Source organism: Burkholderia sp. lig30 (assembly GCF_000687455.2).
In the GTDB taxonomy this organism is placed as follows: Bacteria; Pseudomonadota; Gammaproteobacteria; order Burkholderiales; family Burkholderiaceae; genus Burkholderia.
The window spans coordinates 59609-79594 of record NZ_JGVW01000076.1 but is presented as its reverse complement, the minus strand read 5'-3'; the positions used below and the strand labels follow the sequence as shown (position 1 = coordinate 79594).

The window sequence follows — 19986 nt, the reverse complement described above, 5'->3', positions numbered from 1 at the left end:
TTTCCTTTTAAGAAAACCAGCAACCCCTGTCTGCGGCAACACGATCGCGACGCGTCCCTCCCCTGACGTCCAGGAGACTCCCGGTCGGTGGAGCGATGCCGCCCAATCCAGGATCAGCATCCCGCCTCCCGAACGGCGAAACTCAGGAGTCCACTGCGCTAGAAGGAGTGCATCATCCCGACATACGCACCAGTCTGCGATTCGCCGGCCGTCGGACTCGTAGGCGAACTCGAATCGCGGGGCGTCGCGAACACCGAGAACGTCCCGTTCTTGCTGTTATTTACATATGCGACCGTGCCGTAGAGGAACGTGCGCGGGCTCAGGTCATAGGTGGCACCGAGCGCATAAAGCATCGCGTGGCTGCCCGGATCGTGCGCGGCATCGCCACTGCCCTCGCCCACGTGGATATAGAAGCCAGCCGCCGTGATGTTCCAGCGTGGTGTCGGCTGATAGGTGGCACCGAGCCAGTAATGATCGGCGCTATCGGCAACGCCCAACGGCGAGTCCGGCGCTGCATAATGGGTGTATGCGGCCTGAATCTTGAACTTCTGCACCCTCAGGTTCGCACCAACAAAGTACTCACGCGATGCCGTGAATATGTTGCTGAAGCGCCCGTTTGAATCGCGCAGTTCGTCGTAGATTCCACGGATGTCGAAAATCGGCGAATGGTACGTGAGCATGACGCCGTCCGAGCGGCCGAAGTCGCCCTCAGGGCCATAGTTGAAGCCATTCGTTTGGTTTCCGAACGCATACTGGCCCTGCACGTCGAGTCCGCCGATCACCGGGCTGTGGTACTCGACGTTGTTGTTCGCCTGCGGCCAGTTGCGCCCGCGCACGAGCGAGGCCGACGACACGGCCTGCTGTTGCAGCGGATCGAATTCCCAGACACCATCACTGTCGATGAACAGGTTGCGGCCGGCCTGCAGTTGCCCCCAGGCGGCGTCCTTGAGGCCGACATAGGCACGCCGCGAGAAAAGGCGGCCACCACCGGAATTGCCGTCCATCACCTGCAACGCGGTTTCCAGATTGAAGAGCATAGACAACCCTCCGCCCAAATCCTCGGTACCCTTGAGACCGAGCATGCTGGTGCCCCAGTCACCACCTTCGGCGCTCCAACGGCTCGAGCCGCCGCCCGTGGCATTGGCGATGTGATTGAGATACTCGAGGCCACCGTCCAGACGGCCATAAAGAGTCACGCTCGATTGTGCCGATGCGCCCGTGCTTATCGCGAGAAGCACCACAATTGCGCCAAACTTAGCCTTCATCATATTGGCATAGAAAAATTTAACCACCGCCGCTGGTCGACGGATACCCGACAGCATTGGCATTGCAACATTATCAATCGACAAACCAACTTCATTCATAAACGACGTTAATGCCACGAAAGAAATCTGGCGAATAATAGACAGCCAAAAACGGATTGATTTTCAACCGACACAGTGCTAAGCACCACACCTCGACCCGGCAATTCAGATCGGCATGGTTTTATCGAAACGACCCCAAAATTGAGCCGGAGCGCTGCCTTTGAAATTCACAAACCCTGGCCGGTGTCTACTCCCCCCGACAACCGCGAGGAAAATCAAACCACCCACTATTGAAATATCCCAAATAAAATGCCGCCAAGCACGCCCCGCGACCCGATCACCCCACCAGCAGACCAGAAATGAATTTTTTCGGGATCCGCATTCGTAATTTTTTAATTCACTACCTACGCTAAAGACGAAAACCAAGAATGTCATCAGTCGCGCAATCAGAGCATAAAAATCTCGGCGGCGCGGCACTCATAAAAATCCGCCGAAGCACGCCACCATTACCGCAAACCAATCACGGAATTTATTTTTTATCGACAATTCCGATCAAGAAAGTGGCGCCAGCCGGCCCATCTCCCCTTTTCGATATCGATCGAATGCAGCAGTCAATTGAGCCTCGTCATTCATAATGAATGGACCATAGACTGCTACTGGCTCGCGCGGATCCGTACCAGAAAGCAACAAAATTTGAGCAGGGCTCGTGGTCGTCACATGCAAAATGTCCGGCTTGATGCAGCGACCGGCTACAGCTTGAAGCGGACGCAACGCCCTGCTCTGCCCGGATGCGCGAACTTCGACATTGCCGCTAAGAACGTAGACAAGAACATTGCGATTCTTCGGAACCTGGAAGCTCCACCGCCGCAAGACAGTGACATCGAGGAAATCGAACGGCTCAGCGAGTTCCAGCAGACTGTTCGTATCCGAGAAGCCGCCGCTCAAGACCCGCGTGCGGTTTCCGTTTGCATCGCTGACTACCGGAATTGCAGTGGTGGCAAGCTGGAACATGCGCGGCGGCAGGCTCTTGTTCTGACGCGACAAATTAATGGACACCTGCAACGCATGCACCTCGCGCCCCATCTGCGCCGGAAATTCGTCGTGGACAATCCCGGTACCCGCCTGCGTCCAGACAATCGCGCCGGGTTCGATCACCACGTCGTGCTGTAATGAATCGCGACTCCTCAGCCCACCTGCGGAGTCCTCAAGGACATAGGACACCGCCGAAAAACCAGCGTGTGGATGTGCGGCGAAAGTCGGGCCGCTCATCCGGTAATGGTCGAGACCCATTACCGGTGCGGCGAACCTGCCCAGTCCGTCCAGATCCAGGCGCCGTGCCGCGAAATGGCCCCCGCGGGCGACCGGATCGGCGTTCACGACGGAGGAAAGAACAAAGTTCATTTTTGAGTACCCGCTTGGTTGGCGCACTACGCTCATGCTGGTACTATAAAAATGCAACACTGTGGCGACTAGATGGGCGAATCACCAAAGACTAGTGCGTATACGCACCAATTCTGACCGGGCATGGAAAATCTGAACGACTTGGCGTACTTCGTCGCCGTGGTGCGGCACGGCGGCTTCTCGGCCGCGACCCGTGCCACCGGGATCGAGAAGACTCGGCTTAGCCGCCGAATCGCCGCGCTGGAGGGGCAACTGGGCGTCCGCCTGCTTCAACGCAATACGCGACACATCGCGCTGACGGAGGCTGGCGAACGCTTTTTCGCCCAAGCTCAGGCCCTAGTGGAAGGAGCGCAGAATGCCTTCGATAGCGTTGCCGACCTCCGCAAGGAGCCTGCCGGGACAGTGAGGTTGAGTTGCCCCCAAGTCATGGCCCAAAGCTATTTGGCTCCGATCCTTCCGGGTTACCTGGCGTTGTACCCGAAAGTGAGACTCGAACTCGACACGGGCGACCGGCAAGTCGACCCACTCAAGGACCGGTTCGACCTATCGTTGCGAGCAAACGTCAACATCGAAGATATTGCCGGGCTCGTGGCAAGGGAACTTGGGAAAGCGCGGCGGGTTCTGGTGGCCAGTCCAGCATTTTTAAACAGCATCGGGCGACCTGAAACGCCGCAGGCTCTTGCTTCAATGGACACCTTCAGTCGCCTCAGTGATATTCACGACGGGCAAGCGCGGTGGTTGCTCAGCGATTCAACGGGACGGGAAGCCGAGGTGAGGCATTTCCCACGACTATCATCCGACGACCTGCGCATGCAACTTGAGGCGGCCATACATGGTATCGGCGTCGCACTCCTGCCGGAGCCGATCGTGTCGGCATCCGTGCGCAGCGGGGCATTGGAGGTAGTTCTTCCTCAATGGTCGGCTGCCATCCACGTCGTGCACCTGCTCTACCCCCCGCCGCGCGGCATGCTCCCGTCAGTTCGGAGCTTGATTGACTACCTTTCCGTATACTTACCTGCCAGCATCCAGGAACGCAGCGTGGAAATCGTTACACCTGCATGAGGCGCGCACTCATCGAGCACGCGGGGAAGGCACAATGAACTCAGTGCCCCCTGACCTTCCTGGCCTTGCCCCTGTATGACCGCACACGCGGTCATACAGGGGCAAGTCTACGGGGCGTCTGCCGAAGCGAACGCGCGCGTACTCGAACCGACTAACTCTGCCATGCATACGATATGATGTGGTGATGCTCGAGCCGACCTCCTTGCTCGCACCTCAGTAATTCAGTGATCCATATCACAATTGCAGATAACCCGGAAACCTCTAGCGCCTCGTCTATGGCGCCCCCCGCCGTCATGCGACAAGCAAAATCCCGTACTGCCGATACCCCACCAATCGTGCGCTCGATAGCCGGTATCGCTACGGCAGTCTCCGTTCTCGCTCGACCACATTGAGGATTCCAGATCCGCCCTGGATCTCAACCATCGAGCAGCGAATATCAACGGCATCCACAATCTTTAAACTATCCATAAAAACGCAAAAGGAGACATTACAAATGGATTATATAAATGCCCTGCGAGTATTTTGCTGCGCAGTAGAATCCGGATCCTTTACCAAAGCGGCCGACGCACTTGGCATAACCACGGCTGCGGTGTCTCGCACCATCTCGAATCTCGAAAAACACCTCGATACCCGCCTTTTTAATCGAACGACAAGAAACATATCGATCACCGAAGCCGGAAGCATTTTCTTCGATGGCTGCTCGAAAATTATTCTTGACATTGACCTACTCGAGCACACCGCAAGTCAACAAACGATCGCCCCATCTGGCGTTCTCAGAATAGCGTCTCATTCGAGCATCGTCCGGAACAGGCTTGCACCGCTAATTTCGGAATTCAGCAAACAATTCCCAAAAATAAAATTAGACATCCACACCACCGACCGCCCAATCGACCTGGTCTCCGAGGGCTATGATGTCGGCCTTGTGTTTCCCTACATGATCACCAATGACAGCACGATTACAAAGTCACTTGAGAGAATCCCGCTTACAATTACGGCGAGCAGTCAATATTTGAACGCACACGGAACACCAGAATCCCCCGAAGACCTCAAAACACACAAATTTATCGCAATCTCACCATACATAAGAAAACCAAGGATCACATTCGTACGAAATTCTCAAACCTGTAACATAGAGACACCCTACGACATATCGTCAAACAACGCAGATTTCAATCTGAGCCTGGTGATTCAAGGTGGCGGAATCGGAATATTCCCGGACTTCATGTCAAGAGAGGAGATAAGAAGCGGGAAATTAGTTGAGATTTTAACGGATTTTGAAATAGAGAACGGCGAAATCGATTTGCGCATAGCCTATAGCAGCCGATCCTTTTTGCCAGCCAAAACTCGCGCATTCATCGATTTTTCGTCTACATACATCGAGGGCATTGCACTCACGAAACGCAGCGACCCAGATTCGAGGCAAAAATCATCAAATTGACGAATGCCAATCAGGCAACAGGAGCAACTCACGTGCAATGTGGCAAGATCGATGACGCATAATTGCAAGTGACGTTGGCGGACGAAGTACTGGCCACGCCAGCCAAGATGCTGCCCAATCTTCGAATCTCGCCGCTCCCTACCATCTGCTGAATCTTCGCATGCCTATCCAAATGAGACCGGAGCGGCGCTCGTATCACGACGAGAACGCATCGAACACCATCTGGCGCAGCCATTGATTTCCCGGTTCCCGATGGTTCTTCGCATGCCAAAGCACGTTGATGACAATGTCCGGGATCTTTACCGGACAGGCCGACGACTCGAGGCCGAACGGTTCGAGAGTCCTGTTCGCGTATGCCTCCGGCACTACCGCAATCATGTCGGTATTCTGAAGAATGTGCCCAACCGCCACGAAATGCGGCACACGAAGGCGCACGTTGCGCGTCACCCCCGCACGCTGAATTACCTCATCCACCATTCCATGCCCCGTTCCTTCGGCGACCACCGCCACGTGCTGCGCCGCACGAAACGCCTTTAGCGAAATCCCTTCCTCGGCAAGCGGATGCCCCCGTCGAAAGAGGCACACGTAACGTTGTTTGAAAAGTCTGCGCTGGAAAAAACCCGATTTGAGGTCCGGCACGAAACCGATCGCCAGATCGACTTTGCCGGTCTCCATCTCTTCACGGAGGTTGACGCTGGTGTTCCATTCCGTACTGATCGTGACCCCGGGCGCCGAACGTTCCATTTTTTCCATCAAGCCGGGAAGGAAGTAAATTTCCCCGATGTCGGTCATCGCCAGCGTGAATTTTCGCTTGCTCGTGGCCGGCTCGAAGATCGATTTCTCATTGAGCGAACTGTGTATGGCACCCAGCGCGTATCCGATCGGTTCGGCAAGGCGCTCTGCAAGCGGGGTCGGAACCATGCCGTTCGCCGTTCGCAGGAACAGTTCGTCCCCAAGAAGCTTTCGCAGCCGGTTCATCGCATTACTGACCGCAGGCTGCGACATCTCGAGCGTCCCCGCCACTGCGGACACACGCCTCTGATGCAGTAGCTCGTTAAATATGACGAGAAGATTGAGATCCACATCCCAGAGTTCCATGCCCGTACCTTTATTGATTTCAGTGATATGACGAATTCACAAACTTCTATTTATCAATAGTAGCAGTTGCAGCAACATAGCGTCACTAAATGAAGAAACTTGGAGACGCAGTCAGCCATGGAAGTCGCAATCTTGCCGCTGCAGCGGACACTGCAGGTTCAGGCCGGGACAAACCTTCTCGACACCCTGCGAGCGAATGACATCCCCATCTCGTATAGCTGCATGGCCGGGCGATGCGGCACATGTCGCTGCAAGCTGGTTGCCGGGAAGGTAATCGAAAACGGCCCGGAGCAGTCCGTCTCGCCAATGAGCGCCGGTCAGTCGGTTCTCGCGTGTCAGACGACGATCGTTGAAAACTGCTCGATCGAAATTCCCGAGCCCGACGAGGTGGTGGTACATCCCGCACGGGCAATCAAGGCGACCGTTACAGGTCTTGAAGACCTCACGCACGACATCAAGCGCCTCAGGCTCACCCTTGCGAAACCACTCGAGTTTTCGCCCGGCCAGTACGCAACACTTCAGTTCACACCGCAGCACATTCGGCCGTATTCGATGGCATGCACGCATGACACGAACGAACTCGAATTTCACGTCAGGCTCGTACCGGATGGTCGCGTCACGTCGTATATCGCCACCGAATTGAAGCTCGGCGACCAGGTTCGTGTGAGCGGCCCGCTTGGTACTGCTTACCTGCGCCGCAAACATGAAGGCCCGGTCATCTGCATCGCCGGCGGAACCGGGCTTGCCCCGGTTCTCTCGGTGCTTCGCGGGGCAATCGACGCCGGCATGCGCAATCCAACTCACGTCTACTTCGGCGTTCGTTCGTCCAACGACGTCTATGGCATCGAGTGGCTGAGAGAGCTGCAGGAGAAGCATCCGGATCTGCATGTGCACGTGGTGATTGCGACGGAGTCCACGAGCAGCCAATGGCGGTGTGGCGTCGTTACGCAGGCGGTCGAAGAGGATTGGGGAACGCTGGAAGGGTGGCGTGCCTATCTTGCCGGCTCCCCTCTCATGGTCGACGCGGCGACGATGTTGCTGACGCGCAAAGGCATCCAGCAGGGACACATCTATGCCGACGCCTTCTATCCCAGCGGTGTTTAAACAACAGGAGGAGAACCCGACATGGCACACGAACTGAAATCTCACGAAGCGCGCCGCAGTTACTACGAGTGCATTGGCAAGGACAATCTCACGCCGCTCTGGGAGGTACTGCACGCACTTGTCCCGCCGAGTCCGCGGCCGAACATCGTTCCCGCGATGTGGAAATACAGCGCATTGCGCAACACGCTGCTGCAATCCGGGGATCTCATTACCGCGGAGGAAGCTGAGCGGCGCGTATTGATCCTCGAAAATCCCGGGGTGCGTGGACAGTCGCGAATTACCCAATCTCTCTACGCCGGCTTCCAGCTGATTCTGCCCGGCGAGGTGGCCCCCGCTCATCGCCATTCCCAATCTGCGCTTCGCCTTGTCCTTGATGGCGAAGGAGCATACACAGCGGTCGATGGCGAGCGTACGACGATGCGGCGCGGCGATTTCATCATCACGCCGTCGATGACCTGGCATGACCACGGCAACCTCGGCGACGAACCGGTCGTCTGGCTCGACGGTCTCGATATTCCGATCGTGCAGTTTCTCGACGCCGGCTTCGCGGAAAAAGCAACGACCGACTCCCAGGACCAGCTGCGGCAAGAAGGCGATGCCCTGCTGCGTTACGGCCACAACATGGTGCCGATCGATTTTCGCCAGGCCGCCTCGGATCCGACGCGCGTCTTCGTCTATCCGTACGCCCAGACCCGCAAGGTGCTCTGCGAACTCGCCGGCACGCCGGCTGATCCGTGGCATGGGCATGCGTTCCGCTATGTCAATCCAGCAACGGGCGCCTCCCCGATGCCGACAATCGGCGCGTTTGCCCGGCGCCTGAAGGCCAACGTCGAGACTCGTCCCTATCGCAGCACTGACAGTACGGTATTCGTCTGTCTTGAGGGCGAAGGGCGTGCCGTCATCGACGGCAAGACGTTTGATTTTTCCGAAAGCGACGTTCTGGTGGTGCCGTCCTGGGCGGCGCATCAGTTCCGCGCGTCGCGCGACACGATTCTATTCAGTTTCTCGGATCGCCCCGTCCAGCAGGCGTTGGGCTTGTGGCGCGAAGAAAAGCTGTCCTGAACCTACTGGAGACGTTAATGAAACTGGCACTCGCCGCCCCCCCGCTGTACACACTCGCTATCGCCGGTGAAGAAGATCGATTCCCGGTCAATCGCGTGTTTTGTGTCGGCCGCAACTACGCTGCGCATGCTCGCGAAATGGGCAAGGACCCGGATCGCGACCCGCCCTTCTTTTTCATGAAACCGGCTCACGCCATTGTCCAGGCCGGCGCGAAGGAGGTATCGATCCCGTACCCGCCGATGACGAAAAATTTCCACCACGAAATCGAATTGGTGGTGGCCATCGGCAAGGGCGGATCGAACATCCCGGTGACAGAAGCACTGGAACATGTCTTCGGCTATGCGGTCGGCCTGGACATGACGCGTCGCGACCTCCAGCTCGAGGCACGCGACAAAGGGCGCCCGTGGGAATTTGGAAAATCGTTCCCTCAATCCGCGCCTGTCGGCCCGATTCATCGCGCGGCCACGCAGCAAGAGATTAACCACGCGGACATCAAACTCGAAGTCAATGGCGAGAGTCGGCAATCGTCGAACATCTCGAAGCTGATCTGGTCTGTCGCCGAGTCCATCGCTTACCTGTCGCAGTATGACTGCCTCGAGCCGGGCGATCTCATCATGACCGGAACGCCTGAAGGCGTTGGCGCGGTCGTAAAAGGCGACCTGATGCGCGGATCGATCGACGGCCTTGGCGAGATTTCCGTTCGTGTCGCCGACTGAGTCCGACACCTGACGCAAGCATTCGATGATTGAGGAGACAAAGATGACCGACACTCATCTGACTGACGGAAAACTGGAATGGCAAGACGACGGCTCGAGCCGCGTCCCTTTCCGGGCCTATACCGACGCCGATATCTACCAGCGCGAACTCGACCGCTTTTTCTATTCGGGCCACTGGTGCTATATCGGACTCGACGCAGAGATCCCCAATGCGGGCGATTTCAAACGGACCGTGATTGGCGAGCGCTCGGTAATTGCCTCGCGCACCGAAGACGGTGAAATTCACGTTTTTGAGAACGTGTGCGCACACCGGGGCGTAAAGTTCTGCCGGGAGAAATTCGGCAATCGCAAGGACTTCACCTGCCCCTATCACCAATGGAACTACGACCTCAAGGGTAACCTTGTCGGCGTGCCTTTCCGTCGTGGCGTCAAGCAGGACGGAAAGGTCAACGGCGGCATGCCTGCAGACTTCGATCCGAAGCAGCACGGCCTGACCAAACTCAAGGTTGCTCGCCGCAATGGTGTGATATTCGCCTCGTTCGACCACGACGTCGTGTCACTCGAGGAATATCTCGGCCCGACCATCCTCGACTACTTCGATCGTGTATTCAATGGACGAAAGCTGAAGGTCCTTGGCTACAACCGTCAGCGCATTCCCGGCAACTGGAAGCTGATGCAGGAAAACATCAAGGATCCGTATCACCCAGGGTTGCTGCATACGTGGTTCGTGACGTTTGGCCTTTGGCGCGCAGACAACAAGTCCGAACTGAAGATGGACGAACAGTTCCGTCATGCCGCAATGATCTCGACGCGCGGCTCGGGTGGCAAAGGGGAAGTCACGAGTGGTGTCACGAGCTTCAAGGAGCAGATGAAACTCAATGACGATCGCTTCCTTGATGTTGTCCACGAACCATGGTGGGGCGCGCCGACGGCCGTCATGATGACCGTGTTCCCGAGCGTGATCATCCAGCAGCAGGTCAACTCCGTGTCGACACGGCATATCCAGCCGAACGGCCCCGACTCATTCGACTTTGTCTGGACGCATTTCGGCTTCGAGGACGATACGCCGGAGATGACCCAGCGTCGCCTGCGCCAGGCGAATCTGTTCGGCCCGGCCGGCTTCGTCTCGGCGGACGATGGAGAAGTCATCGAATTTTCGCAGGAAGGCTTCGAACAAAAGCCGTTCCATCGCACCATCGCCGAGCTCGGTGGCCGGGAAATCGGCAATACGGACCACATGGTGACCGAGACGCTGATTCGCGGCATGTACGACTACTGGCGACGTGTAATGGAGATCTGAGATGCTCGACTTTGCAACCTATTCCGACCTTCTTGGCTTGTACGCTGACTATGCCGCCGTGCTGGATCACGGCGAATGGGAAAAGTGGCCCGAATTCTTCACAGAGAATTGCACGTACAAGCTCCAGCCGCGTGAAAACCACGAACGCGGATTGCCGCTCGCTACGCTCGCGTTCGAAAGCCGCGGCATGCTCAAGGACCGCGTGTACGGCGCGACCGAGACGATTTTCCACGATCCCTACTACCAGCGTCACGTAGTAGGCATTCCTCGCATCTTGAAAATCGAAGGCGACCGTATCGAGGCCGAGGCCAACTACGCAGTCTTTCGCACGAAACCGGACGGCATGACCACGCCGTACAACGTCGGCCGCTACATCGACGTCATCCGCCAGACCCCCGACGGGCTCAAGTTCGAGTCCCGACTGTGCGTGTTCGATAGCGAAATGATCCCCAATTCCATCATCTATCCAATTTGAGGTCTGACATGGCTGGACAATGGATGAAAGTGATCCCTATTGCATCGTTGCCGCAGGACGATGTCGCAGCAATGCAGGTGGGCGGCCGGGAAATCGCGTTCTACCGCGTCGGCGAAGAAGTCTATGCGACAGACAACATCTGCACGCATGGCCTCGCCAGACTGTGCGACGGCTTTCTCGATGGGCATGAGATCGAGTGCCCGCTGCATCAGGGAAAATTTGATGTACGGACGGGCAAAGCCATGTGCGAACCCCTCACGACAGACGTTCGCACATTCCCCGTGAAACTCGAGGGAGGAGATGTTTTCGTCGAGCTCCAGGAATCCGACGCCTGAAACCCACGTGGGCGGACATCTCATCCGAGGGTCCGCCCTCTCTGCTTGCACTTGCCATGCAACTATTCAATTACTTCCGCAGCTCCGCATCGTACCGCGTGCGCATCGCCTGCAACTTGAAGGGGCTGCCTTACGAATATGTTCCGATTCATTTGAATCGGAACGGCGGCGAGCAGTTTGCAGCCGATTTTTCCGCGTTGAACCCACAACAGCTTGTCCCGGTCCTGGACGACAGCGGCTTCCGTGTAGCGCAGTCGATCGCAACCCTCGAATACCTCGAGGAGCACTATCCGACGCCGGCGCTACTGCCGAGCGTAGATGTGGAGCGGGCGCGAGTGCGTGAAGTCGTCCAGTACATCGCCTGTGACATACACCCGCTGAACAATCTCCGCGTACTGAAATTTCTCACCGGAACGCTACAGCTCTCCGACGAGCAGAAAAAGACCTGGATCTCGCATTGGCTCGAGACTGGCCTCGCAGCACTTGAGTCCCAGCTCGACCATGCTTCGACACGTGGCGCGTTCTGCTTCGGAGACTCTCCGACGCTCGCCGACTGTTGCCTCATGCCGCAACTGTTCAATGCGCGGCGGTTCGATGTCGACGTCGATCGATACCCGACGCTCCGGGAAATCGAGAAAAACTGCGAATCGATTGAGGCATTCCGCCTCGCACATCCGTCACGTCAGCCGGATGCCGAGTAAAGAATAAACCTCACTTATGAAAACCTATTAACAAGCGTTACTGGCGCCCACCTGCCCGGTGGGTAAAAATTTATAAATATTATAGGAGACACACGTAATGGCCCAGCAGCAAACTGTCGGGATGATAGGCATTGGCCAGCTAGGTTTGCCGATCGCTGCCAACCTCATCTCCGCTGGATTCCGGGTGGTCGGATATCGACGAAATGACCGGGATGAATTTGTCAGTCGTGGCGGCGAAGCACTTGCCAATCCCGCAGAAGTTGCCCGCGCGGCTGACGTTCTCCTCCTTTGCCTGCCTGGAGAGGAAGCACAGCTCGATGTACTTGACGGGCCCAACGGGCTTCTCTCGGCGATCAAGCCCGGCCAGACGGTTATCGAATTGGGAACCTACACCCGCGAGTTCAAGTTGGCACAGGCGGCCCGTATCGAGGCGCTCGGTGCGGGAGTTGTCGAAGCAGAGGTAAGCGGCTCCCCACCCATGGTCGCCGAGCGGCGCGCTGCCCTGTATCTGGGAGGCAACAAAGCCCTGATCGATCAGTGTCAACCCATCTTCGACGCCATTACCGCGCATCATTTCCATCTTGGCGGATTCGGCTGTGCCGTCACGATGAAGCTCATCGCCAATTGCCTGGTCACGATCCACACGTTGGCAGCAGCCGAAGCGATCAACCTCGCAACCCATGCCGGCTTCGATCCTGAACAAGCCGTCGACGTCCTCAAACAAGGTGCCGGCGCCTCCGCCATGCTCGCGATTCGAGGCCCGCTTATGGCAGCCAGGCGTTTTTCGCCCGCACTCGGTGCGTTCAATACGTTGGACAAGTATCTGAAGCTCGGCGAAAACCTTGCCGACGCGCTCCACTGCGCGACGCCACTCTTTACGGCGGCAAGCCCCTACTTCAGCCGAGCCCAAGACGAAGGGATGGGCGCGCTCGACATTGCGGCCGTCATTCAACTCATCGATGCAGATTCGCGCACGCCGCAACCGGCGGCCATGGCCTGACGATCCACCGGCGCCCGGCCCGGGCGCCGCTGGCGTACACCTCATCATCCATCAAAATCGGTAAGCCATCATGATACGTTCCCTCTTGCACATCGGGATGACCGTGCCAGACCTGGAAACAGGCCGTGCATTCTACGAACTGTTTGGTCTCGAGTGCCGAGTCAGCGGAAACGATCTTGTTTTCCGTTGCCCAGGGCTCGCGCAGGATCAGCTTCGGCTGATGGCCGGAGCGAAGAAGAAACTCAGCTATCTCTCGCTCGGCACCGACGAGAACGGCATGCAAACGCTGCTGAGCAGGCTGGAATCGGCTGATGTTTCCGTCGTGAAGTCACCGTTTGCGGCGGATCTCGAAGGTATCTGGTTTCAGGATCCGCACGGCGACTGGCTGAACGTTCAGATAGCCGAACCGGCTCAATCCACACTCGCTCCGAGCGCAGCCGTGAATTCGCCGGGCCGGTACGGCCGTATCGGCGTACGGGCCTGCGACCTTGCCAGCTTGCAGAAACAGACTCGACCACGCCGACTCGGGCATTTGATCAAGTTCTCGCCGGACGTCAACCGTTCCGTTGACTTCTACACACATGTGCTCGGCATGAAGGTGAGCGACCGCGCGCACGACATACTCGCCTTCCTCCGCGGAAGCGCCGGCGGTGATCACCACATCATCGCATTCGCGAAGAGCAGCCATACCGGCCTTCACCACATGAGCTTCGAAGTCGGCGACATCGACGAAATCGAGCTCGGTGCGCAGACGCTGCTACGGGCGGGATACAAGGACGGATTCGGCCTGGGTCGCCATGTCGGCGGGTCAAACTACTTTCACTACATCCGTGATCCGTGGAACAGCCTCGTCGAGTACTTCTGGGACATTGACGTGATCCCCGAGAATGACGAAGCCTGGCGCCCCATGGACGTCGATCCGCACCAGATTACGGCAGTGTGGGCAACCACGCCTCCGCCGCCGGAGTTCGTTCAGAACTTTGAAGAGGCAGATTGATGGCACACGCTGATTCCGCAAGCGAAATGCTCGCTGCGATGCTTAACAAACCCCTGTATGTCGCCCTACGGCTACCGGTCGATTTAGCCAGGATGGCGGAGCTATTGCCCGCGCATCTCGAGTGGGCCATTCGCGCCGAGCAGAGGGGCGAGCTTTTTGCATCGGGCCCTTTCGCTGCCGATAACGCAGCACCGGGTACCGCCGGCGGGATGTCGATTGTACGCGCCGCGTCGGCCGAAGAAGCCGCCGACATCCTTGCGGCAGACCCGTTCATACGAGAACGAGTCTTCAAGGCCGAAATCAGGAAGTGGATTCTCATGGAAGGAAGCATCACGATGAATGTGCGCTTCTCCGATCAAACGGCCCGAGTGCTCTGACGCTCGGCCCTGTACGAAAACTGGCCGGATCCTTATAGGGTCCGGCCGCCTCTGTACCGATTGCAGGACAATGTATGGAATACAAACTCTTCTCGTACCTGAGCGATGACGGCGAAATTCGCCCTGGCATCGTCGTCGACGGAAAGCATTATGACTTGCATACAGTTGCAGGCATGCTGGATTGCGACCTGAGTCCCGACACGACGCTCGACGAATTGGTCGACGACTGGGCGAAGTCGCACGAAACGCTTACGAAACTGGCGGCGGCGCTGCCTGGTGGCACGCCTCGATTCGAGATGCTGGCACGCGACGCAGCCAGTATTCAATTCCGGCCGCCGCTGCAGCGCGCCGGAGCGATCTACGGCGCAGGCGCAAACTACCGCGACCATGTAGAGGCCATGAGCCGGGCGTTCAATATGAACCTTGTGCTGGATCCGCGCAGCGAAGGCATCCCGCCATGGCACTTCATTAAAGCGCCCAAGGCGACGCTGACCGGGCATCGCTCCCCCATCCCGTTCCCGCCGAACACGACAAAGCTGGATTGGGAAGCCGAACTTGCTGTCGTCATCGGACGTACCGCATCGGATGTTTCAGTTGACGAAGCGCTCGACTACGTCGCCGGTTACAGTTGCGCGAACGACGTATCCGCGCGCGACCATCTTGTGCGCCAGAACGTCGATCCGACCTCTCCATTCCGGTTCGACTGGATTGGCCACAAGTGCTTCACCGGGTCCTGCCCACTCGGTCCACTCCTCACACCGGCCGCATTCGTTGAGTCTCCGGAAACGCTCGACATCAAGCTATGGGTCAATGGTGAGCTTAAACAGGACTCGAATACGCGCAACCATCTCTATTCCGTTGCCGATCAGATTTCTCACCTCAGCAAGCGCCTTGTACTCTATCCCGGCGACATCATTCTGACGGGTACGCCGGCAGGTGTTGGAATGGAAACCGGCACGTTCCTGGCTCGAGGTGACGTAATGCGCGTATGGATCGACGGGCTCGGCGAACTGGAAAACACCATCGCTTGAGCCATACGGACGCCTCGCCACCATGGCGAGGCAATTGCACCGGGCTTGTTCTGACGAAAGAGCATTGGCTTAAATCATCATGGGTACCGTCTCCTCTTCAACGCAATCCAGACCTCCCACGAGCGGGCGGATGCGGGACTATATTCTGCTCGCAATCGTTCTCCTTCTGCTCGTTGCGGCGGCAATCCGATATGTTTTCCAGATTCATACGGAACGAACGGAGGATGCGTATGTTGACGGGAACGCGGTACAAGTCACGTCACAAATCAGCGGAACCGTCATCGCGATCCTGGCAGACGATACTGACCATATCGAATCGGGTTCAGTGCTTGTCCGGCTGAATCCCGTGGATCAGGAAGTCCAGTTCGAACGCGCGTCGGCGGCCCTCGCCAAAGCGACGCGCGCCGCACGCGGCCAGTATCACGATGCAGATCAACTTCAGGCCGAAGTCGATCAGCGGCGCAATGATGTCGAAAAAGCGAAAGCCGATCTCGGCCGGCGAACACTGGCCTTGCCAGAAGGCGCCGTGTCGCGCGAGGAAATCAGTCATGCTCAGGATGCTTACAGAAACGCTCAAGCCGCACTCGAGGCATCCCGGCAAGCACTCGCTCAGCGACAAGCTGTCGTCGACGGCACGACACTACGTACCAATCCCGACGTTCTGTCGGCTGCTGCGAATGTGCGCGACGCATACATCGCACGCGTTCGGACGCAGATTCTCGCCCCCGTATCGGGCACCGTCACGAAGCGAAGCGCTCAGGTTGGCGAACGCATCAGCCCGGGATCCTCGCTCATGTCCGTCGTTCCGCTCGATGCGCTGTGGGTCACGGCAAATTTCAAGGAATCTCAGCTGGAAGATTTGCGCATCGGCCAGCCCGTTGAGCTGACGGCGGATGCCTATGGCGGCGATGTCACGTATCACGGGAAAATAGTCGGCGTGGATGCAGGAACCGGAAGCGCATTTGCCTTGTTGCCCCCTCAAAACGCAACCGGCAACTGGATCAAGGTGACGCAACGCGTTCCGGTGCGAATTACACTGGATCCGCGCGAAATCGCCCCCCATCCGCTCCGAATTGGACTGTCGATGCGTGTCATCGTCGACACTCACGATCGCAGCGGGTCCGTCCTTCGACGCGGCACGTCGACGCCTTCAGCTTATGAAACCCGCGTATTCGATGCTGAGCTAAAGAACGCCAACGACGTGGTGGACACGATCATCCGGAAGAACGAAGGCGGCAGCCCCCGTTCCTCGAACGCGCCTGCAATGCGGCAGGAGATGCGTGATGCATCGTAAGCACGCAGCGCTGCTTTGTACGGTCTGCTTGTTGTGCGCACTGGAATTTCTCGAAACGGGAATGCTCGCATTCGCGTCAGTCCCCATTCGAAACGAGATCTCGGCGAGTCCGGAGGAATACAGCTTCATCGCTTCGCTTTACGCTTGCGTCGCAGTAGTGGCCATCTCGGTCCAGCGCTGGCTCGTCGAACGGGTCGGGTGGCGCAGCTATATCGTCGGGTCGATTGCAATCTATGTTGCCGGCGCGTTGATATGCGGAACGAGCAGCCAAATGGAATCGTTCGCACTTGGACGCGTCGTCATGGCAATGGGCGGTGCATCGTTCCTGACCAGCTCACGCGTGATGGTCAACATGATTCCGCCTGGTCCGGGCCGGTTCGTCGGCGTCAAAGTCTTCGCCGTTGGCCTTGCCTCAGGAACCGCTGCGGCCCCCCTCATTTCATCGCTCGCGGTCACTTACGATACCTGGCAATCGATTTTTTGGGCACTCGTCGCAATTTCGATTCTGGCCGGGGCGCTCGCGATTACGTTCCTTCCAGCCACGCGGGTTCCCGAAGAAGGACGTACACGTACGACCGCGGGCAGAGTACTGCTGCTCAGCATGAGCTCGTTCGCTTTACTCTACAGCTTGCAACGGTCGTACTACGAGTTTTACACGAGTACATTCGTGCTTGTCGCGTTTGCACTGCTGGCGGCGCTGTCGGTTTATATCTACTTTTCCATCGAACTCAGCGATGAACGCCCGCTGCTGAAGATCCGCGAACTCCTGGCACCCCGCTACAGCTACGGCGTACTCTTGTTTTGCTTCTGCTACCTGCTCGTCGGCGCGAACAACTATATCCTGCCGTCCTTCATGCAAACCGGGCTGGGTTTCTCCTGGCAAACCATAGGCCGTTACCAGTCGCTAGCCCTTCTGGCGTCGCTCGTCACCTGGCTCGTGATGTCCCGGATTGTTCCCAAATATCCCGCGCCCAAGAAATTCCTTGTTCTTGGGTTTCTCGCACTTGCCACCGTCGGCTGGCAGCTTTCCTCGCTCACGCCCAACGCGGACATGCGGACACATGTCTTGCCTGCGCTCGCGCTCAATGGGTGCTTCACCATGCTCGTCCTGGCAACGACGGCCATGCAGACGTTCCAGGATGTCGGAAGCGACGAGGTATTGTTTTCTCACGCGCAGCAGGTCAAGAACATGGCGGCTCAGGTCGCGAGCGCAATGGGCGTAGCGCTGGCCACGGTCTTTTCGCAATGGCGCAGCACCGTACACTACAGCCAGCTCAATATGAGGCTTCAGGACGCGGATCCCGTTTTTACGCAGGCTTTGCAGCACTTGAGCCGATTCCTCGCCTTCACGCATGAACCCGCCACATCGTCAAAGATCGCCATGGCGTACTACGCACAGGAAACCGCTCGCCAGTCCAACTTGATGGCATATGTCGAGTATTTCTGGCTGATATCGTGGATTGGCGTGCTGGCGATCATTGTGTCGTCGGCACAGCGCGTTTTCCGGTGATGAGATGAATATCCGGGACGACGCCGTGTCCTGCCCGATCGAACCCGCATCTTACGCACGCGGCACCGCCCCTCTCACCGGGCACCGGCTCGCCGCCTCGCACATAAATCAAATTGATACATTGGTATCACCGCGCACGCATGGAGTCTTTCCTCGGTTCGGAAAAGAATGGGCTCCGATCGCCGCGCTTCCGGTCCACCGTGACAACGGAGGGCGGCACACTTCGGACGCTCAGACGTTCAAATCGCAAAAGCCTCAGGCACTAACGAAGTCACATCACCATGATCATTGAACAACGAATTTATCAACTCAAACCCGGCGCATTGCACGAATTCGTCAAGACCTACGAGGCTGAAGGTCTGCAGATCCAGAAAGCGGCCCTTGGCGAACTCATTGGATATTTCTATTCGGAGGTCGGCGAACTCAATCGCATCGTGCAGCTTTGGAAGTTCGCATCTTTTGAAGATCGTCAGGAAAGACGCGCCCGACTCTCCGCCATGCCCGAATGGAAAGCGCTTCTTGCGAAGATCGGTCCGCTGATTGTCGAGCAGCGCAATGAACTCCTGACACCGGCTTCATTCTCGCCAATCAATTAACAGGCATGCTGGGCCGGCCGCGCGCCATCCGGATGCTCAGCCCAGCCGACGTTATCACGGGTGGCCGGTCCTTTCGGCCGGCGCTCGCGCATGCGCGACCCGGCGAGTCATGCGACAGCGGACCGCCCGTTGTCATTCCGATAGTACGAAGTGACCTCACACCCCTTCAGTCTGCGCGGTCTCTCGACGCGCCGATCCGGCACCGAGGATCGTTTCGTTGGTCGCCTTGTGGAATAACTCATTGAGGAGATGGCGAAACCACATGCTTGCCGGCTCTTTGTGGTATCGATCATGCCAGTACAGAGCAATTTCAAATGGCTCCATCCCGAGGGGTTCCGGGGTGTAAGTCAGCGGATAGTATCGGCTAAGCGCAATAGCCAGAACCTCCGGGGCAATCCAAACCAGGTCCGAGCCCAGCAGGCAGTGCGGAGCAGCAAGGTACTGCGGCGTTCTGATCCTGATCCGCTCTCGGGCACCTGCCTCGATAAGGGTACGCTCGAGTATCCGGTGGCCGCTGCCGCTATACTCGACGAGGAGGTGCTCCTGGGCCAGAAACGTCTCTCTGTCGACATCTCGCCCATCGAGTGGGTGCCCTTTTCGCATCACGCAGACATAGCGCTGGGTAAACAACGCCTTTCGGTGAATGTCCTGCTCCAGAGAAGGAAGATACCCTAGCGCGACGTCTATCCGGCCGGACGCCAACCCTGCCACCGTTTCCTCGATTGGCACAAACACGGTGTGCAGTGACGAATTGGGCGCACGCATCTTCAGCTCTCGGTGCAGCGTCGGCAGAAACGTCACCTCCCCGATATCGCGCGTCCTGATCGTGAACGTCCTGCGTGCGCTGGCCGGGCAAAACGGCGGTGGCGTACCCGTCGTTCCCCGTACCAGATTCAGCGACTCAATAAGCGATGGCGCGATGTTGGTCGCCAATGGGGTCGGCTCCATTCTGCGACCGACAAGCATGAACAGTTTGTCACCATATGCGTCCCGCATTCGCTTCAATGCGCTGCTGACCGCAGCCTGTGTCACGCCCAGGCTTTCCGATGCGACCGTCACCGAGCGATCTCGCCACAGCGCTTCGAACACGTAGAGCAAATTCAGATCTTTCACACTCCCCCCGACTGAACACGGCGTCACATCGACTCGTGAGTAAGCGCAGGAATCCGCCAAAGAGGCGAAGGG

At 57.7% G+C, this 19986-nt stretch carries 20 protein-coding genes; 16 read left to right on the top strand and 4 right to left on the bottom strand.

Features of this window, described 5'->3' with window-relative positions; translation table 11 throughout:
- Positions 1-158 precede the first annotated feature (158 nt).
- On the bottom strand, positions 159-1265 hold the full coding sequence (locus LIG30_RS12700; RefSeq protein WP_038712725.1) for a porin: 1107 nt from the start codon (positions 1263-1265) through the stop codon (positions 159-161).
- 591 nt (positions 1266-1856) lie between these two features.
- A complete protein-coding gene (locus tag LIG30_RS12695) occupies positions 1857-2705 on the bottom strand; it encodes a pirin family protein (protein ID WP_160326694.1) in 849 nt (282 codons plus the stop codon).
- A 123-nt stretch (positions 2706-2828) separates the two neighbouring features.
- Between LIG30_RS12695 and LIG30_RS12690 the strand changes: the two genes are divergently transcribed.
- Both LIG30_RS12690 and LIG30_RS25300 read left to right on the top strand, forming a co-directional pair.
- Entirely contained in the window at positions 2829-3767 is a 939-nt protein-coding gene (locus LIG30_RS12690) for a LysR substrate-binding domain-containing protein (protein WP_038712634.1), read from the top strand.
- Positions 3768-4260: 493 nt separating this feature from the next.
- Positions 4261-5205, top strand: coding sequence for a LysR family transcriptional regulator (locus LIG30_RS25300; RefSeq protein ID WP_083494016.1), 945 nt, complete (start codon positions 4261-4263; stop codon positions 5203-5205).
- A 195-nt stretch (positions 5206-5400) separates the two neighbouring features.
- Here the strand turns inward: LIG30_RS25300 and LIG30_RS12685 are convergent, their stop codons facing one another.
- Positions 5401-6303, bottom strand: coding sequence for a LysR family transcriptional regulator (locus LIG30_RS12685; RefSeq protein WP_038712632.1), 903 nt, complete (start codon positions 6301-6303; stop codon positions 5401-5403).
- Positions 6304-6420: 117 nt separating this feature from the next.
- Between LIG30_RS12685 and LIG30_RS12680 the strand changes: the two genes are divergently transcribed.
- The 14 genes from LIG30_RS12680 (at position 6421) to LIG30_RS12615 (ending at position 18801) form a co-directional block, all read left to right on the top strand.
- Positions 6421-7407, top strand: coding sequence for a 2Fe-2S iron-sulfur cluster-binding protein (locus LIG30_RS12680; protein WP_038712630.1), 987 nt, complete (start codon positions 6421-6423; stop codon positions 7405-7407).
- Between the two features lie 21 nt (positions 7408-7428).
- The gene (gtdA, locus tag LIG30_RS12675; protein ID WP_038712629.1) at positions 7429-8469 is read left to right on the top strand and encodes a gentisate 1,2-dioxygenase; all 1041 of its coding nucleotides are present in this window, start codon (positions 7429-7431) and stop codon (positions 8467-8469) included.
- A gap of 17 nt (positions 8470-8486) precedes the next feature.
- Positions 8487-9185, top strand: a complete 699-nt coding sequence (locus LIG30_RS12670) for a fumarylacetoacetate hydrolase family protein (RefSeq protein WP_038712721.1) — start codon at positions 8487-8489, stop codon at positions 9183-9185.
- A gap of 43 nt (positions 9186-9228) precedes the next feature.
- Entirely contained in the window at positions 9229-10485 is a 1257-nt protein-coding gene (locus LIG30_RS12665; RefSeq protein WP_038712627.1) for an aromatic ring-hydroxylating dioxygenase subunit alpha, read from the top strand.
- Position 10486: 1 nt separating this feature from the next.
- Positions 10487-10960, top strand: coding sequence for an aromatic-ring-hydroxylating dioxygenase subunit beta (locus LIG30_RS12660; RefSeq protein ID WP_038712624.1), 474 nt, complete (start codon positions 10487-10489; stop codon positions 10958-10960).
- An 8-nt stretch (positions 10961-10968) separates the two neighbouring features.
- Positions 10969-11295, top strand: a complete 327-nt coding sequence (locus tag LIG30_RS12655) for a non-heme iron oxygenase ferredoxin subunit (protein ID WP_038712623.1) — start codon at positions 10969-10971, stop codon at positions 11293-11295.
- A gap of 56 nt (positions 11296-11351) precedes the next feature.
- Positions 11352-11996, top strand: coding sequence for a maleylacetoacetate isomerase (gene maiA, locus LIG30_RS12650; protein WP_038712621.1), 645 nt, complete (start codon positions 11352-11354; stop codon positions 11994-11996).
- 97 nt (positions 11997-12093) lie between these two features.
- Complete coding sequence (locus LIG30_RS12645; RefSeq protein ID WP_038712619.1) at positions 12094-12996, top strand: NAD(P)-dependent oxidoreductase; 903 nt, start codon at positions 12094-12096, stop codon at positions 12994-12996.
- Positions 12997-13093: 97 nt separating this feature from the next.
- Positions 13094-13993, top strand: coding sequence for a VOC family protein (locus tag LIG30_RS12640; RefSeq protein ID WP_235510295.1), 900 nt, complete (start codon positions 13094-13096; stop codon positions 13991-13993).
- A complete protein-coding gene (locus LIG30_RS12635; RefSeq protein WP_038712616.1) occupies positions 13993-14370 on the top strand; it encodes a YciI family protein in 378 nt (125 codons plus the stop codon). Before LIG30_RS12640 ends, LIG30_RS12635 begins: the two co-directional genes overlap by 1 nt.
- A gap of 74 nt (positions 14371-14444) precedes the next feature.
- Positions 14445-15401: a fumarylacetoacetate hydrolase family protein gene (locus LIG30_RS12630; protein ID WP_038712614.1), complete on the top strand. Its 957-nt coding sequence runs from the start codon at positions 14445-14447 to the stop codon at positions 15399-15401.
- A gap of 79 nt (positions 15402-15480) precedes the next feature.
- Positions 15481-16695, top strand: coding sequence for an HlyD family secretion protein (locus tag LIG30_RS12625; protein ID WP_038712612.1), 1215 nt, complete (start codon positions 15481-15483; stop codon positions 16693-16695).
- Positions 16685-18205 carry an MFS transporter gene (locus tag LIG30_RS12620; RefSeq protein WP_038712611.1) on the top strand — a complete coding sequence of 507 codons (1521 nt, stop codon included), beginning with the start codon at positions 16685-16687 and terminating at the stop codon, positions 18203-18205. Before LIG30_RS12625 ends, LIG30_RS12620 begins: the two co-directional genes overlap by 11 nt.
- A 281-nt stretch (positions 18206-18486) precedes the next feature.
- Positions 18487-18801 carry an NIPSNAP family protein gene (locus tag LIG30_RS12615; protein ID WP_038712610.1) on the top strand — a complete coding sequence of 105 codons (315 nt, stop codon included), beginning with the start codon at positions 18487-18489 and terminating at the stop codon, positions 18799-18801.
- A 156-nt stretch (positions 18802-18957) separates the two neighbouring features.
- Here LIG30_RS12615 and LIG30_RS12610 read toward each other — a convergent pair whose 3' ends face one another.
- On the bottom strand, positions 18958-19914 hold the full coding sequence (locus tag LIG30_RS12610; RefSeq protein ID WP_038712719.1) for a LysR family transcriptional regulator: 957 nt from the start codon (positions 19912-19914) through the stop codon (positions 18958-18960).
- Between the last annotated feature and the right edge of the window lie 72 nt (positions 19915-19986).

Coding starts and splice junctions, on each gene's coding strand:
- LIG30_RS12635 (WP_038712616.1), top strand. CDS start 13,993: ATGGCACACGCTGATTCCGCAAGCGAAATGCTCGCTGCGATGCTTAAC.
- LIG30_RS12665 (WP_038712627.1), top strand. CDS start 9,229: ATGACCGACACTCATCTGACTGACGGAAAACTGGAATGGCAAGACGAC.
- LIG30_RS12690 (WP_038712634.1), top strand. CDS start 2,829: ATGGAAAATCTGAACGACTTGGCGTACTTCGTCGCCGTGGTGCGGCAC.
- LIG30_RS12695 (WP_160326694.1), bottom strand. CDS start 2,705: ATGAACTTTGTTCTTTCCTCCGTCGTGAACGCCGATCCGGTCGCCCGC.
- LIG30_RS12660 (WP_038712624.1), top strand. CDS start 10,487: ATGCTCGACTTTGCAACCTATTCCGACCTTCTTGGCTTGTACGCTGAC.
- LIG30_RS12680 (WP_038712630.1), top strand. CDS start 6,421: ATGGAAGTCGCAATCTTGCCGCTGCAGCGGACACTGCAGGTTCAGGCC.
- LIG30_RS12630 (WP_038712614.1), top strand. CDS start 14,445: ATGGAATACAAACTCTTCTCGTACCTGAGCGATGACGGCGAAATTCGC.
- LIG30_RS12645 (WP_038712619.1), top strand. CDS start 12,094: ATGGCCCAGCAGCAAACTGTCGGGATGATAGGCATTGGCCAGCTAGGT.
- LIG30_RS12625 (WP_038712612.1), top strand. CDS start 15,481: ATGGGTACCGTCTCCTCTTCAACGCAATCCAGACCTCCCACGAGCGGG.
- LIG30_RS12700 (WP_038712725.1), bottom strand. CDS start 1,265: ATGAAGGCTAAGTTTGGCGCAATTGTGGTGCTTCTCGCGATAAGCACG.
- LIG30_RS12685 (WP_038712632.1), bottom strand. CDS start 6,303: ATGGAACTCTGGGATGTGGATCTCAATCTTCTCGTCATATTTAACGAG.
- maiA (WP_038712621.1), top strand. CDS start 11,352: ATGCAACTATTCAATTACTTCCGCAGCTCCGCATCGTACCGCGTGCGC.
- LIG30_RS12620 (WP_038712611.1), top strand. CDS start 16,685: ATGCATCGTAAGCACGCAGCGCTGCTTTGTACGGTCTGCTTGTTGTGC.
- LIG30_RS12640 (WP_235510295.1), top strand. CDS start 13,094: ATGACCGTGCCAGACCTGGAAACAGGCCGTGCATTCTACGAACTGTTT.
- LIG30_RS25300 (WP_083494016.1), top strand. CDS start 4,261: ATGGATTATATAAATGCCCTGCGAGTATTTTGCTGCGCAGTAGAATCC.
- LIG30_RS12670 (WP_038712721.1), top strand. CDS start 8,487: ATGAAACTGGCACTCGCCGCCCCCCCGCTGTACACACTCGCTATCGCC.
- LIG30_RS12655 (WP_038712623.1), top strand. CDS start 10,969: ATGGCTGGACAATGGATGAAAGTGATCCCTATTGCATCGTTGCCGCAG.
- gtdA (WP_038712629.1), top strand. CDS start 7,429: ATGGCACACGAACTGAAATCTCACGAAGCGCGCCGCAGTTACTACGAG.
- LIG30_RS12615 (WP_038712610.1), top strand. CDS start 18,487: ATGATCATTGAACAACGAATTTATCAACTCAAACCCGGCGCATTGCAC.